This is a genomic window from Priestia sp. ABM2_011, assembly GCF_056158845.1.
Map to the genome: position 1 here is coordinate 2,552,980 of NZ_JBSWUB010000001.1, position 14,961 is coordinate 2,567,940.

The 14,961-nt window shown below is 34.4% G+C and carries 20 protein-coding genes and 3 pseudogenes; all 23 read left to right on the forward strand.

Features of this window, described 5'->3' with window-relative positions:
• Positions 1-48: 48 nt before the first annotated feature.
• Positions 49-471, forward strand: a pseudogene (locus ACXAE4_RS13825) (T7SS effector LXG polymorphic toxin); the annotation flags it as partial.
• A gap of 20 nt (positions 472-491) precedes the next feature.
• Entirely contained in the window at positions 492-713 is a 222-nt protein-coding gene (locus ACXAE4_RS13830) for a bacteriocin immunity protein (RefSeq protein ID WP_251439918.1), read from the forward strand.
• A 763-nt stretch (positions 714-1,476) separates the two neighbouring features.
• Positions 1,477-2,247: a CdiA family toxin C-terminal domain-containing protein gene (locus ACXAE4_RS13835; RefSeq protein WP_251439920.1), complete on the forward strand. Its 771-nt coding sequence runs from the start codon at positions 1,477-1,479 to the stop codon at positions 2,245-2,247.
• A 12-nt stretch (positions 2,248-2,259) separates the two neighbouring features.
• Positions 2,260-2,661, forward strand: a complete 402-nt coding sequence (gene cdiI, locus ACXAE4_RS13840; protein WP_251439922.1) for a ribonuclease toxin immunity protein CdiI — start codon at positions 2,260-2,262, stop codon at positions 2,659-2,661.
• 362 nt (positions 2,662-3,023) lie between these two features.
• On the forward strand, positions 3,024-3,332 hold the full coding sequence (locus tag ACXAE4_RS13845) for a hypothetical protein (RefSeq protein ID WP_251439924.1): 309 nt from the start codon (positions 3,024-3,026) through the stop codon (positions 3,330-3,332).
• Positions 3,333-3,620, forward strand: coding sequence for a DUF4261 domain-containing protein (locus ACXAE4_RS13850; protein ID WP_289577876.1), 288 nt, complete (start codon positions 3,333-3,335; stop codon positions 3,618-3,620).
• A 135-nt stretch (positions 3,621-3,755) separates the two neighbouring features.
• A pseudogene (locus ACXAE4_RS13855) lies at positions 3,756-3,956 on the forward strand (tetratricopeptide repeat protein); the annotation flags it as partial.
• A gap of 212 nt (positions 3,957-4,168) precedes the next feature.
• Positions 4,169-4,636 (forward strand): DUF2004 domain-containing protein, encoded by a 468-nt coding sequence (locus ACXAE4_RS13860; RefSeq protein WP_251439934.1) that lies wholly within the window; start codon positions 4,169-4,171, stop codon positions 4,634-4,636.
• Positions 4,637-5,339: 703 nt separating this feature from the next.
• Positions 5,340-6,611 carry an EndoU domain-containing protein gene (locus ACXAE4_RS13865; RefSeq protein WP_475236218.1) on the forward strand — a complete coding sequence of 424 codons (1,272 nt, stop codon included), beginning with the start codon at positions 5,340-5,342 and terminating at the stop codon, positions 6,609-6,611.
• A gap of 13 nt (positions 6,612-6,624) precedes the next feature.
• A complete protein-coding gene (locus tag ACXAE4_RS13870) occupies positions 6,625-7,035 on the forward strand; it encodes a hypothetical protein (RefSeq protein WP_063247817.1) in 411 nt (136 codons plus the stop codon).
• A 377-nt stretch (positions 7,036-7,412) separates the two neighbouring features.
• Positions 7,413-8,654 (forward strand): hypothetical protein, encoded by a 1,242-nt coding sequence (locus ACXAE4_RS13875; protein WP_289577871.1) that lies wholly within the window; start codon positions 7,413-7,415, stop codon positions 8,652-8,654.
• Positions 8,655-8,676: 22 nt separating this feature from the next.
• Positions 8,677-9,072 carry an HNH endonuclease gene (locus ACXAE4_RS13880; RefSeq protein ID WP_289577870.1) on the forward strand — a complete coding sequence of 132 codons (396 nt, stop codon included), beginning with the start codon at positions 8,677-8,679 and terminating at the stop codon, positions 9,070-9,072.
• A gap of 18 nt (positions 9,073-9,090) precedes the next feature.
• Positions 9,091-9,528, forward strand: coding sequence for an SMI1/KNR4 family protein (locus ACXAE4_RS13885; RefSeq protein ID WP_289577869.1), 438 nt, complete (start codon positions 9,091-9,093; stop codon positions 9,526-9,528).
• Positions 9,529-10,099: 571 nt separating this feature from the next.
• Entirely contained in the window at positions 10,100-10,477 is a 378-nt protein-coding gene (locus tag ACXAE4_RS13890) for a PoNe immunity protein domain-containing protein (RefSeq protein ID WP_475236222.1), read from the forward strand.
• An 8-nt stretch (positions 10,478-10,485) separates the two neighbouring features.
• Complete coding sequence (locus ACXAE4_RS13895) at positions 10,486-10,833, forward strand: PoNe immunity protein domain-containing protein (RefSeq protein WP_475236223.1); 348 nt, start codon at positions 10,486-10,488, stop codon at positions 10,831-10,833.
• Between the two features lie 263 nt (positions 10,834-11,096).
• Positions 11,097-11,888 carry an HNH endonuclease signature motif containing protein gene (locus tag ACXAE4_RS13900; protein WP_261786053.1) on the forward strand — a complete coding sequence of 264 codons (792 nt, stop codon included), beginning with the start codon at positions 11,097-11,099 and terminating at the stop codon, positions 11,886-11,888.
• A 2-nt stretch (positions 11,889-11,890) separates the two neighbouring features.
• A complete protein-coding gene (locus ACXAE4_RS13905) occupies positions 11,891-12,352 on the forward strand; it encodes a YrhA family protein (RefSeq protein WP_154990493.1) in 462 nt (153 codons plus the stop codon).
• A 283-nt stretch (positions 12,353-12,635) separates the two neighbouring features.
• Positions 12,636-13,370 carry a pre-toxin TG domain-containing protein gene (locus ACXAE4_RS13910; protein ID WP_261786057.1) on the forward strand — a complete coding sequence of 245 codons (735 nt, stop codon included), beginning with the start codon at positions 12,636-12,638 and terminating at the stop codon, positions 13,368-13,370.
• The gene (locus tag ACXAE4_RS13915) at positions 13,370-13,813 is read left to right on the forward strand and encodes a hypothetical protein (RefSeq protein WP_154990497.1); all 444 of its coding nucleotides are present in this window, start codon (positions 13,370-13,372) and stop codon (positions 13,811-13,813) included. Before ACXAE4_RS13910 ends, ACXAE4_RS13915 begins: the two co-directional genes overlap by 1 nt.
• A gap of 335 nt (positions 13,814-14,148) precedes the next feature.
• Positions 14,149-14,304, forward strand: coding sequence for a hypothetical protein (locus tag ACXAE4_RS13920; RefSeq protein WP_155726329.1), 156 nt, complete (start codon positions 14,149-14,151; stop codon positions 14,302-14,304).
• Between the two features lie 72 nt (positions 14,305-14,376).
• Entirely contained in the window at positions 14,377-14,589 is a 213-nt protein-coding gene (locus ACXAE4_RS13925; protein WP_196763259.1) for a hypothetical protein, read from the forward strand.
• Positions 14,582-14,809 (forward strand): annotated as a pseudogene (locus tag ACXAE4_RS13930) (T7SS effector LXG polymorphic toxin); the annotation flags it as partial. The gene ACXAE4_RS13925 and the pseudogene ACXAE4_RS13930, both read left to right, overlap by 8 nt.
• An 18-nt stretch (positions 14,810-14,827) precedes the next feature.
• A complete protein-coding gene (locus tag ACXAE4_RS13935; RefSeq protein ID WP_261786054.1) occupies positions 14,828-14,950 on the forward strand; it encodes a hypothetical protein in 123 nt (40 codons plus the stop codon).
• The last annotated feature ends 11 nt before the right edge of the window (positions 14,951-14,961 follow it).

The window sequence follows — 14,961 nt, forward strand, 5'->3', positions numbered from 1 at the left end:
TTTAAGATTACAACATAGGGTACGGGAAAGAATACAAATAAGAATCTAAGGTATCAACCTGGGGCTGTAAATCAAAGTTTTAACTTAGAAAGAAGTCTCCAAACTCAAAAACAATTTATGTATAATAAAGGTTCAATAGGGGTAATACCAAAAGAGGTTAGAGACCAGCTAATAGGAAAACATTTTAACTCTTTTGATGACTTTAGAAAAGAGTTTTGGAAGTCAGTTGCAAACTCAAGTTTTGCAGAAGAGTTTAATAGCCGAAATGTTACAAGAATGTTAGAGGGAAATGCACCAATTGCTCCTAAGCTTGAACATTATGGTAAACACAAGTCATATATACTTCATCATAAACAGCCTATAGATAAAGGCGGAGAAGTATATAATCTTGATAATTTAATAATTACTTCACCAAAAATGCATCAAAACATCTTAGATCCAGCATATCATTTTGGGAAAAAAGGACATTGATTTAGGAAAGGATGAATGTTATGGAGAGTAAACTATCTAAAGAGGAATTAATTGAACTTGTAGAAAAAATATGTAATCCGAAGTTGTCTGATGAAGAAGTGAGTGAATATGTTGATATATTAGAAAGTAATGTACCTCATCCAGCTCCAAGTGACTTAATTTTTTGGCATGATGAAGAGTTATCACCAGAGGAAATAGTAACAACTGCATTAGCATATGAAGAGGATGAAAAAGATAGATAGGTGTATAATGGCAATTTACAAAAGTGATAAAGTTTGTAGTGTTTGATACACATATATATGAAAAACAAAGTATATGTGAAGTGCACAAAAAAAGAAAAGGTCATTTTGAAGTTCGTACTTCATGATGGTTGTACCATCATAGAGTATTACGCGCAATGATAGAATAGAAAACAAAGTACGAGCTTAGGCTAGATGACATTTTACCGGGCGATAAATATAAACACATGGAATGTATATTAAACTAACGAACTCATACAAACTCATACAAACTCGTAAGATTTAATATAGTATTTGTCGTGATCTACAAAAGGTAACACACTGTTACTATAAAACTTATAAATTTATGCTACTTAAAAACATATGAACTTAAAGCACTTGATTGTCTACGGTAGGCAACACGTGCTTTTATTATTAGATTACATACAATATAGGATATAGGTAAGATTGCTAATTTTTAAAGAAAATAGAAGAAAATGATAAGTATTACCTTGATTTATTAGTAGATTGGAAATTTAACGAATATATTATTTATTCCTTGATTGGCTAAATGCCTTTCAAGGTTTTTTTATAAAGTTGGATTTGGTAAAAAGGTATCCAAAGAAGAATAGATGTAGTGATCAAGAAGTAATGAGAGTAGCTAATTAGGAGTAAGCCTGGATTTAACTAACCTTGACAAGAAAAGAAAACCAAGTGAACGTAATAAATGAAGTAGGTCTTGAACAAATGATTTAGCGTACAAGCAGCAAGCAATTGGTCAAAAAAGGTGTATGAACCTGTTCAAAAGCAGCTTCAACCTTTACTAGATGCGGAGATACCGACTTTACGTCCCCAACCTCAACTGTCAGGGATAGGAGATGAGTTACCTCGACAGACCGTTGGGGAAGCGTTAAAGGGGTTAACGACGTATAAGATAGGGAATGTTTCGAAAGGTCAGTCCAAAGCGTTGGAGAAAGTGGAAAAGCCAGGTAGTAAGGCAAATGTTGAAGGGGTTCATGATCAGGATGCGGTGGTTAAGAGTAATGTAAGATATAAAGAAGGCTACTATATTGAGCATTTAACTGGGAAAGTAGAAAAGTGTACAAAACGTCACGGTGTAAGTGGCGGGCATAACTATGATGAATTTAAAAAATACTTTGATAACAGTGATCAATATAAATTAGATGAAGTTAAGAAGGATGAGCATCCAGATGTCAAAGGGGTATACGATATAGAGTATAGATTAAAAGTTGAGATAAAAGATTATAGAGGAAAAGGAACCGGAGAATTTAAATTTGTACCAAAGGAAGATAAACCTCCTCATAAGAAAACGGTTTATGACCCTGCTTTAATATCCAGTGACGAAATTGTTCGATTGGGGAATGAAGCAATGGAAGAAGGTATTGAATCCTCAAGAGTTAAACAATTAAAAGGCCAGACAAATAAACAAATGATTCGGGGAGTTTCAAGTAATAGATTGAAGTTTGAAGAATTTAAAAATACTGATACCGGGGAAATAGAAAATTTTTATCCAGTGTTGAAATTTGGACAAAACTAAGGAGACAATACAATGAGTACTGTTTTTGATGATAAAAATAAGTTGATTCGAATGTATGAGGAGCAAGGGCTCCATAAAGGTTCAGTTATTGATGTGCTTGGTGATTTTGTAATGGAGTATGACTTTGTTAGGATACTAGAAGGTTTTTTGGAGGAATATGTCGAAAGACGGGATTATATGGGTGTAGTATATTCAGATGAATTTGATAGAGATGATGAAGAATTTTTTGGGGAAAATAGAGTTCTATTCTACTATGGTGTAGATGAAGAAATAGAAAATATTGTAGATTATGAAGAGTTATGTAAATATCTTCAAACTGCATGCCGATTTTACATTGAAAAACATCCTGAGCGTACTGAAAATGTGAAAGAACTTCTTTTTAAGATAAAAGATAAATATAATATAAAAGGTTAAGTGATTACTCTCTTTAAAAAAGAGATTATTGAAGAGTTGTTGATGAAAACTAAAGGCAAATATGTTTAGTAAATAAGGGATAGAAAAATTATTAGACAAATTACAAAAAAATCGTGAAAAACTCAAAGAAGAATCTATGCCTGCTATTCAGACTTAAGCGAATTGAGCTATTGTTGAAGAACAGCTAGCAATAAATTAATTTATTATAAGTGGGTGAGAGCGTGGAAAACAATTCGAAAATAATTTAGGGAATACCAGGTGTATGGAATGATAGACAAGCATTTAAAGACAAATTTAACGAAAGTCAACGAGAGTTTGTATACCTAGGGGAACATATAGGTAAATTACAGACGCCTAAATATTTGTATCAAATAGAATTTGTTGACGAACATATTCCTTATGTAGCTGAAGCGTTTGAGCTTGGTGGAAATGGATCGTTTACAAAGGGCGATATTGAAACTCTTCAAAGTCACCGTAGTATGGTGTATATTCTTGCAGAAGGTGGATCACTTGAGCAAGTTATTGAAATTATGAGTGTCGCAAAGGCAGTTCTTCAATCGGGCGGTTTAGCAGTGAGCGTTGAGTCATCTGGAAAGGCCACTACCAAAAATAATTGGATAGAATACGTTAACAATGGTACAGAGAACAGAGCATTTGCTGCTTTCGTTTAAATGTCCAGAGAAGAAGATGTGTTTTACACCTGTGGTATGCATAATTTTGGCTATAAAGATTTACTAACATCTACATCTAATACCAATCCAGCTGAAACGGTAGAGTTGTTTCAAACCTTTTGCCTATATACGTTGATCGAAAATCCTGTATTTAATAGTGGAGAAACATTTAGTGTTGATCCTAAAGCTCCGGTTTTTCAATTAAGGGAAGAATCGTGTGTGCTGTTTGAAAGTGATGACCCTTTTTATAACCCTTATGGGGTTTGGCGTTTAAATAAAATAAGCTAGTCATTTAAAGGACAAGGTTGAAAAACTTTGTCCTTTAAGTGTTAATCGGAGATGTAGAGTGTACTACTAATGGTTCAGCGGTATTAACATATCAATTTGAGGTGGATGGTAAATAATTATTGGGAGGGATTTGTATTGGCACTCAACGATCAAGTGTATGACCAAATTGTGAAATTATGTAATGAGGGAAATGCTTTTGTTGAAAAAGGAAAAGATGATAAAGCAATAGAAAGCTATATAGCTGCTCTAGATTTAGTTCCGTTACCGAAGAACAATTGGGAAACAAGTACATGGATTTATACAGCATTAGAAGATACTTATTTTTCTCAGTATGAGTGACTGGTTTACAGTTAAAGATATCCTTGAATTCGAATTAATAGCTCATTAAGAAAAGTTATTAAGAGATGCTATTTTAATACTAATGTAATAAGAGCAAGAATAGGCGAGGTGACATTTTGTATTTTTACAAGAGATTGTCTTATAATACTTGCTATTCGTTTAAAGTACGTTGTGGAAATGACAATTAGTGGTGGAGTAGGAGAGATAAGGTGAAAATAAATGATGTGGTTTTTGGTGAGCTTGAATATAATTATGGATGGGTTAAGTACACTACCATTGAATTTTGTGGAAAAGAAGCTGGAATAGCATTAATGGTTAAAGGTGAAGAAGACGGTAAGTTTGATGAAGAACAATATAGTGCTTATAACTCATTAGTGCAAAATTGGGAACAATTACAGCAAGGTTTTTTACAAGCAATATTAGACTATTACAAACTAGAGCGTCAAGAACTAGGGTATGACATTGAAGTTAATGAAAATTATCCGCAAATCGAAACGACTAATCAATTACTTGAGATGATAACTTTAGTTGGAATTGTTGTTCCGTATGGAGATATTAATGAAGATCGAGATATTGCGATAACCTTCGATTGTACATGGGACACAGAAAATGGACTAGGGCTTCGTCTATTAAATGAAAAAGTAACTGAAGTGGGTTACCAGGATGTTGCAATTTGAAATAGGCTGTTAAAAAGTAAAAACTCATGATGGTTGTACCGTCAGGGAGTACTGAGCGTAATGATAGAATAGAAAAACGGAGTACGAGCTTAGGCGAGATGACATTTTACTGGGTGATGAATATAGACACATGGGCGATATACAAAAGGTGCCATCCTGTTTTTATAACGTTACGAAATTTATATCCTATATTGTATGTAATCTAATAATAAAAGCATGTGTTTCCTACCGTAGACAATCAAGTGCTTTAAGTACATATGTTTTCTAAATTTCTATGTTAGCTTTAAATTTATGGGTAAGGTTGCTGATTTTTGAAGAAAATAGAAGAAAATGATAAGTATTACCTTGATTTATTAGTAGATTGGAAATTTAACGAATATATTATTTATTCCTTGATTGGCTAAATGCCTTTCAAGGTTTTTTTATAAAGTTGCATGTGATGAGAAGGTATTCAAGGAAGAGTAGAGATAGTAATCAAGAATTAATGACAGTAGGTAATGAGGGGTAAGGCTATATTTGAAAAGTCTTGACACGAAAAGAAAAACAAGAGAACGTGATAAAGGAAGTAGGTCTTGAAAAACTGATTCAACTTCAGGCAATGACGCCTACTGAACAGTTAAAAGAAATTCATAGGCTTGAAAAAACCTCGCCTTACATAAGAGAAGTGCTAACGCAAGTTCAGCAGGATACGGCACCTGCTAACATGAAAAAACTAGCGGAACTGTCACCTGCAGAGCAAGCAGTGGAACTTGAAAAAAGCCCATACCTGCAGGCACTCAACGATTCTTCAACTGTAGGCATGCTAGCGTCTCAACAGGTTCTTCAAAACGCTACGGGCGTTGAGGGAACGCTTATGCAGTCTGTAATGAGTGTTGGGACTAAAAAAGAAACTACAAGTCCTAAAAAGCTGACTATTCAACAAAAAGAAAAGCAAGTTATTAAAACAGTTGGACTAAAACAGCTAAAAGAGCTGGAAATGATGCATCCACTGGATCAAAAAAAGAAGCTCGAACAGCTTGAAAAAAAAGCTCCCCATGTTAAAGAAGTTTTTAAACATATTCAAAAGGAAAACAGTCCAAAGGTTCAGCGATATTTTGCGGCGCTTTCTCATTCTAAAGCAAAATTAGAAAAAGAGTTGAAAAAGTATCCATATCTATATGAGAATTACAAAAAGCCTGAAATCGCAAGAAGTGTATATGAGGAGGAAGCCAAAAAGCAACAACAGGATGGTCTAGCAGCTGTTTCTTTTGTAGCGGATATGGTGCCTGTGGTTTCCAATGTAAAAGGTGGATGGGAAGCAAGTGTAGGATACGACCCTATTACTGGGAATGAACTATCTCGTTTTGACCGTTCTGTTTCTGGAGCAGGAATTGTCTTTGGCGGCTTTGCGAGAGTGCCAGGGAAAGTGGTGAAATACGGAAGCGAAGGAGCAGAATACGTACTTCGCGTAAACAAAGCAGAAAAGACCGTAACCAAGCATAAGGTTAAAGATGTTTCCAAGGGTACGGGTAATAATAGTAAGCCGGTCAGCGGAGCCAAATCAATTATCACACCTGAAATGGAGGAAAAAATCCTTTTGGGACAGAGAAAGAACCCTAATAAAAATGAAATTATTGGAGGGCATTCATCAAACATTAATAATAGCCATTCTAACTATGTTACGGAAGCTATTAAAATCAACCCTGATGGTACAAAAGATATTAAATATATAACTCAATTTCCGGATGGGAATCTTTCAAAAATAAAAAATAGTACAATATTTCCCGAAGGTTGGAGTGATATTAAAATCTTAGATAGTATAACTGATATTGGTAATTCTCCTCCAATAAGTATTAGAGGTAGAGATGGAGCAACTTTCCATAGGGGAATTGTTGAGGGTGTAGAAATTGATGTTATTAAAATAGGTGATATGGTAGTTAGCGGCTATCCAACAGGACAAATTAATGCTCCATTACCAGGTGGTTTTAGTAAATAGAGGAGGAAAGTGAATGTACGAAAAAGTAGATGCAGTATTATCTGAAAATAGCGCAGATAATTATTTTTATGACGATGAATTTATGTATGTGCAAGAATTGATGAGTGAGTTTACTAATATTGATTGGGAGAATTTAATTCGAGGATTAAAAGATAAAGATGATAAATATAAAATTAGATTGGCCTACTGTATAGATGAAGATAACGGAGTATATGGATTTAATTTATTATTAGATTTACTTAATGAGAGTGATGAAGTGGCTGAATATGCAATAGATTCTTTACGTTCTTTTTATGGAGAAGAGTATAAAAAAATAATTGCTTCTAATAAGCAAATAAAGGACAAAGTAGAGAAATTATTAAAAAATGCTAGTTTACCTATTGAAAGGATTTTAGGAGCATTTTTACAACAAAACAAATTATAAAAATTTGCAAATAATATTAAACATTAAAAAATGTACGAAATCACTTGATTCCCTAAAATTTGGACTGAGTTGATATAGTAAACTTATGGTGAAATGTCTCAAATCTTGTGAAAGCTAAAAAGTCAAAGTATAGTATTGAAAAATTAGATGATTATTTAGTGAAATTAATTGATAAGCATTATGAAAAAATAGACTTAGGTGACTAGTATATGAGTCAATAAATCTTAATACTATTCTTAAACCTTGATTGGCTAAATGCCTTTCAAGGTTTTTTGATACAGTTGCATGTGATGAGAAGATATTCAAAGAAGAGTAGAGATAGTAATTAAGAATTAATGACAGTAGCTGATGAGGGGTAAGCCTATATTTGAAAAGTCTTGACAAGAAAAGAAAAACAAGAGAACGAGATAAAAGAAGTAGGACTTAAAAAACTGATTCAACTTCAGGCAATGACGCCTGCTGAACAGTTAAAAGAAATTCACAAGCTTGAAAAAAACTCGCCTTACATAAGAGAAGTGCTAACGCAAATTCAGCAGGATACAGCACCTGCTAACATGAAAAAACTAGCGGAACTGTCACCTGCAGAGCAAGCAGTGGAACTGGAAAAAAGTCCATATCTGCAGGCGCTCAACGAGTCTTCAACTGTGGGCATGCTAACGTCTCAACAGGTTCTTCAAAACGCTACGGGCGTTGAGGGAATGCTTATGCAGTCGGTGATGCGTCAGGGACAGATTAGAGATGTGACACCTGAAAAAACTGCTGAATCCTTTGACTTTACAGAAATCTGCGAGAACCCTGCGGCTAAAAAAGAAGAAACTGGTATAAAAGCTGTAGTCAAGGACGTAGGAGAAGGTGCTATAACTTTAGCAAAAGGTACAGTTACGGGTACTAAAGGCGTAGCACAAGACGTTTGGGCCGGTATGGGAGAGAGAGCAGATAAAAGGTACAACTCCTTGTATGACTTTGGAAACTATATAACGATGGGCGGATTTGATGGAGCTGTTTGTTTCAAAGAGGGGTTGAATGAACGAGGGGAAAAATCGTTTGATTCACCGTATGACTTTGTCAATCACGCAACGATGGGACTCTTAGATGTAGGGCAGCAGGCACTTAATCCGGACAAACCTCTTTCAAAAGAGCACTGGGAAAACAGCATGTTTCTGTTTGCAAGCGTCATTGGAGGAGCGAAACCCGCAGGAGCCGTAAAATTCGTTCCAAAAGTAACAAACGTTCCGCGTGTACCTGCCCATAAAGCAACCAAAACATTAAGCGATATGCGAAATGTCGTCAGCCCAAAAGCAGCAAGCAATTGGTCGAAGAAGGTGTATGAACCTGTTCAGAAGCAGCTTCAACCTTTATTAGATGCTGAGATACCTACTTTACGTCCTCGACCTCAACTGGTAGGAATAGGAGAGGCGTTACCTGGAAAGACCGTTGGTGAAGCGTTAAATGGATTAACGACGTATAAGATGGGGAATGTTTCGAAAGGTCAATCCAAAGCATTGGAGAAAGTGGAAAAGCCTGATAGTAAAGCGAATGTTGAAGGGGTTTATGATCAGGAAGCTGTTGCTAAGGGTACGGTTAAAGGTAATAAACTAAAAATAGAAGATTTCCACTAAAGAGATATTGGAGACTAAACCAATGAACTCTCCAATACCTGAAAAGTGGTATAAAAAAGGTGGAAGTATCTCCATCGAAAATAATGGTACTTGGACTTATACTAACAAGTCTGGAACATCAGTAAGCTACCCGAATGGTTATCCAGATTTTACACCTTTTATGCATCCAAATGTTAAGCCTGTAAAAATAGAAGTTCATTCGCCTAAAAATAATCCGAAAGATTTTGAAAATGCAAACAAAGCAGCTAGACTTACAAAAGATACTGATCCACCAATAATAGATATTAGAAGGCCGCCAGACAGTTATACGTGGCATCATCATGAAGATGGAAAAACAATGATGCTAGTAGATGAAGATATCCACAGAGAGTTTAGGCACATTGGTGGTCAATCAAAGGTTAATGGAAAAAATAAGTAATGATATAGGAGTGAGAGTATGACAAAAATGCTTAGTGTAAATCCAAAAGTTTCTTTACAGGATATAAAACAATTTGAACAAGAGTATGAACTTACGCTACCCAAGCAATATGTTGATTTTCTACTAGAATACAATGGAGGATTTCCTCAAGAATCTAACTTTAAAATTTCTAATGATGAAGGAGAAAGTTTAGTCAATAAGTTTTATGGAATTGGCGATATGAAAAGTAATTTAAGTAAAGTTTTTGAGGTATTAGAAGGAGAAATACCAGAAGATTTTATTTCAATTGGTAATGATCCTGGAGGAAATGAGATTTTATTAGGAGTTAGTGGAGAGTATCAGGGAAAAGTATATTTTTGGATTCATGATATAGAACCCGAAGACGAAATGGACAATATGTTTATCCTTGCAGATAGTTTTACTGGGTTCTTTAATAACTTATATGAATCAGAATAATGGATACTTATAGAAAGCTACATTTAAAGGCTGAACTTTTCATAATAATATAAATACGAATGATAATTAGGCGAGATGACATTTTATATGGTAGGGGTAGTTATGACATGGATTGGCTAACAAACTAACGACAATGAAAAAGCTCGTGGCGATAACCAATGGGTAACGTGTAAGACTGTTTCTTATACTGCTTTGGCTTATAAATTTTGGGTTATTTTTTTACTAGAAATGGTCGTATAATACTCGCTATTCGTTTAAAAGCGTTACGGAAATTACAATCTCAGTGAATATGAATTTGGTAGCTGATGTCGGTATGGTACAACCAGTAAGTGGTTATATTGATGTTGATATTGCTAACTAATATCCCTTAGTTTGTTTGAGTTTTAGCTTTTTAGTTAGACTTCTTAGACTTTGATTGGCTATATGCCTTTCAAGGTTTTTTTTAAAATTGAATGTATTATGATGGAAATGTTGCTCAATCCAGAAAATGTTCAAAGGATTGTTATACAGGTTATGCCTGATGGAACAGTAGTAAAGAAAATCCTTGAAGAATAAAAGGTGGAGAGAGAGTATGCTACGGGATACAATTAAGACTAATATATATTTCGACGAGTTTATTCATTATGAGGAAAGACGAATAGAAAAATTTTTATTATTAATAGAAAAAGTCATTGAAGAAAGAGGGAAAGATGATAAAGGTTTAAAGAATGGATACATAGCATTGCAAGGTTATTATTTTAATAAATTAAGGGCTATGTACTCTGCGGGTTTCTCTGTTCAAAACATTCGTGAGTTTTTACCTGAAGTAATAGATATTATGGAGAAAGTATGGAATAAAGAAAGTGGGTATATACGTATGCTATGGATGACATCCATAGCAGTGATGCTAAATATTGAAGATAAAGAATTTAATAGACTGGTAACAATGGATCCAGGAAAGAAGGGTTAAATGATTATTTGATTAATTATTTTATTGCTTTTAGAAATGGTGAGGCCTCAGATTTTTATGAGCAGAGTGAATTTTATGTGAAAAATCCATATGTAAAATTAAAAGAAGTAATTGAAAATAATAAAATTTCACAAGGGAATTTCATAGAAAAACTGGAGGAATATATAAATAAATATTGGTATGAGGGACATTTAGATGAAGCGTGGTACGATGCGCATGAAAACAAACATGATATTTATAGTGGTTACTGGAGCTTTGAAAGTGGAGCAATCGCAAAAATCTTAAAATTAGATGACTTAGCTTTAAAAGATACTCCGTACTACCCTTATGATATGGTACATTTCCAAGAAAAATAAATGTAATACGCCACAGTGATAAATTTTTACATTGTGGATTTTTTGTCTATATAATCTTCTGTTAAAAATAGAAGCTATTCATTGGGCTAATCTAATAAGAGAGTATGAGATTGTAAACTAAAGAAACTGAGTGTTTTGGCTATAAAATTATACTTTGTTTTCTAGTTTGGAGAACGAAACCCACAAATGCCACAAAAACTGTTCCAAAAGTAACAAGCGTTCCGCATGTACCTGCCCATAAAGCGACCAAAACATTAAGCGATATGCGAAATGTCGTCAGCCCAAAAGCAGCAAGCAATTGGTCGAAGAAGGAGTATGAACCTGTTCAGAAGAAGCTTCAACCTTTATTAGATGCTGAGATACCGACTTTACGTCCTCAACCTCAACTGGTAGGGATAGGAGAGGCGTTACCTGGAAAGACCTTTGGTGAAGCGTTACATGGGTTAACGACGTATAAGATGGGGAATGTTTCGAAAGGTCAGTCCAAAGCATTGGAGAAAGTGAAAGAGCCTGGTGGTAAGAGCAAGAGGGATGTTGAGGAGATCAATGATCAAAGGGCAGTGGTTAAGGGTAGAGGAAATGGTGAAAAAGATGATTACTTTATAGGAACGTTAAAAGGAGAGAAAATTCATTTAAATGGTGTAAAGGTAGAAGAAATCATTTATACTAAAAGACTTCCTGAAGAAACAGCTAAGCTTAGGAAGAAATTTAATAGTTCTATTAGGGAAAATTTCCTTAAAGAATTTGCTAACGACTCTGTAAGAGTTAAATATCTTAGAGAAGCTGGTCTGGGTGAAGGTGATATTGCTAGAATGAAAGATGGACTTAATCCTAAAGGATGGCAAGTGCATCACAATTTACCTTTAGATGATGGTGGTACAAATGCTTTTACTAACTTAGTATTAATAAAGAATGATCCTTATCATAAAGCGGTTACTAATCAACAAAACTCTTTAACAAGAGGTTTGGCACCAAAACAAAGTAAAACTATAGATTGGCCAATGTTTGAGGATGATGTTTATCCCCTAAAACCTTTTAAAAGAAGGGAAGAGTAGATATGCCCGAGTGGAAAGATTTGTTGAGGGAAATAGAAAAGGTTGAAGAAAAATACGGAAGTTCACTTAGAAGTCCAGCATCAGATAGAGAGATTATGAAATTAAATCATAATATTCAAGAGAAATTAGGGAGTATGGCATTACCCGAGTCATATATTGAATTTTTGAAAAATGTAAATGGATTAGATTTTAATGGTTTGGTAATATATGGTGTTGATAAAGTTTTACTAGATAAGGAAGTAGATGAAGACATTTATGGTTTTATTGAAGCAAACGAGCTTTGGTACGAAAATGGTTGGCAAAAGCAATATATATTTTGGGGGGATTCTGATACAGCATGGTACTGTTATGATTTAACAGAGAGTTTATATGTGGAACTCGATAAACCTTCAGGAACTTTAATTCAGTCATTTGAAAATTTTGATTCCCTGTTAGGTGATGCATTTGAAACAGTTCTTTTGTGATGAAATCCTTAGTATGATTTTTTATAGTTCCGTATTATTGATTGAACTTACTGGACTGAAATCGCATCAGACTTTTACATGATGAATTTATAGAAACAAAAAATGATTTTTAAATTATTCCTTGATTGGCTATAGGCCTTTCAAGGTTTATTTGTTTTTTTATAAGTTTTTTTAAAATTTCTTTGTCATAAAAGTTAGCTGCATCACTTAAATCCCATATATAGTGAAATTAAAATTAAATAAGCATCTATTATAGATATATACGAATGATAAAAAGCCTGAAATTGCAAGAAGTGTATATGAGGAGGAAGCCAAAAAGCAACAACAGGATGGTCTAGCAGCTGTTTCTTTTGTAGCGGATATGGTGCCTCTGGTTTCCAATGTAAAAGGTGGATGGGAAGCAAGTGTAGGATACGATCCTATTACGGGGAATGAACTATCTAGTTTTGACCGTTCTGTTTCGGGAGCAGGAATTGTTCTTGGCGGCTTTGCGAGAGTGCCAGGGAAAGTGGTGAAATACGGAAGCGAAGGAGCAGAATACGTACTTCGTGTAAACAAAGCAGAAAAGACCGTAACCAAGCATAAGGTTAAAGATGTTTCCAAGGGCGAGTCGAAAGCTGTGGAGAAAGTGGAAAAGCCTGGTGGTAAGGCGAATGCTGAAGGAGTTCATGATCAGGCGGCTGTTGCTAAGGGTACGGGTAAATTTGTCCACAATGCTGATGATGTTGTATTCAAACAAAGTTCAATAGATAAAGCTTTCAGTAAACACAGGAATGATTTTGGAAGTTATCCTGATGGTAGCAAATCTAGTGTGGAATTATTCAAAAACGATGTTTCAGAGCTGATTAATACTGGAGTTCAAAAACAAGGTAAATATAGAAACGTTGAAGGAACGCATATTTACAACGAAACTACTAAACAATGGACTTTTATTAACTCAGATGGAACTATGAATACAGCTTTCAAATTAAGTGATTCACAATACAAATATTTAATTGAAAAAGGAGTTGTAAAATAGTGAGATTAGTTAATACCCTTCTCTCAGAACATGAATTAAAGAAAGAAGATATTGAAGTGATTTGCAATATCTTTAAGAAACAATATGATGAAAATATAGAAGTAAATAGCTATAAATATGATGATCGTAAATATTATGAAACTGATTTTGATATAATTGACGTAGAATTTCTAAAGGAAAATATATATATAGAAATTGATAAGTTGATTAAGATTCATGAAAAGATTATTCAATTAGTTAATCAAAATGTAGAAATAATTGTAGCTAATGATGATACAGATACGGAAATCCAAATATTTGAAAAAAATTGTAACGATATATCAGGATTTGGACTGTTTATTACTTCAAGAAAAATTCTAGAACTTGAACCCTATTATACTTCTGATATTTGCAACGCATATTTGGATTTTGAAAATGTTAGTTTTGGTGTAATGTTTGAATAGTGTTAATTAGGAAGAGACGGTTCTTCCACTTTAGGATGGATGAATGATTTGCTAAAATTTTTATAAAAGAAAAAATTATGAAATTCATGCTGGGAAATGAGATTTTACGAACATAGACAAGAAAAATATTTATGTTAACATTTTTTATTACTACCTTGATTGGCTAAACGCCTTTCAAGGTTTTTTTATAAAGTTGGATTTGGTAAAAAGGTATCCGAAGAAGAATAGATATAGTGATCAAGAAGTAATGAGAGTAGCTAACTAGGGGTAAGTCTGTATTTAACTAACCTTGACAAGAAAAGAAAAACAAGGGAACGTGATAAAGGAAGTAGGTCTTGAACAAAAGATTTAGCCCAAAAGCAGCAAGCAATTGGTCGGAAAAGGTGTATGAACCGTTTCAAAAGCAGATCAAACCTTTACTAGATGCTGAGATACCGACTTTACGTCCTCAACCTCAACTGGTAGGGATAGAAGAGGCGTTACCTCGATAGACCTTTGGTAAAGCGTTAAATGGGTTAATGACGTATAAGATAGGGAATGTTTCGAAAGGTCAGTCCAAAGCGTTGGAGAAAGTGGAAAAGCCTGGTGGTAAGGCGGGTGTTGAAGGGGTTCATGATCAGGCGGCTGTTTCTAAGGGTACGGGTGAAACTATAATTAAAACAGTCAATGAAGTTGATTATAGTGATATCCGTGCTTACCGTGATATTGATATAGAAAAAGTACCAATAGAATATAGGGCCGATCCTAGACTTGTTTCTGAAATGAACTATATATAAAGGAAAGAAAAAAAGTGGAGCAAATGCAGCGGGATGGGAAAGAAGTGCCTCTAAGCACTTTAATGAATTATTAGATAAGCATCCCGAATTTTTTAGTGAAGCAAATATTGAGAGGATTGAAAACGGATTAGTTCCTGTAGTAGATGACGACTTTATTAAGTATTTTCCTCAATATAAAGGTTGTAAGGGTGATAAACTGATACATCATCATATAGGTGGTGGAGGTCAAGCTGCTGCTGTGCCACAATCATTACATAAGGGGTTTGGAGGCATACACAATTTTGAAAAAGAATACAAGATTAGAGACAACGACCCCTTGACTGAGATTGGAGAAGTATTTACGTCTCAAAAGCAGCCGTAAACATTAAGATA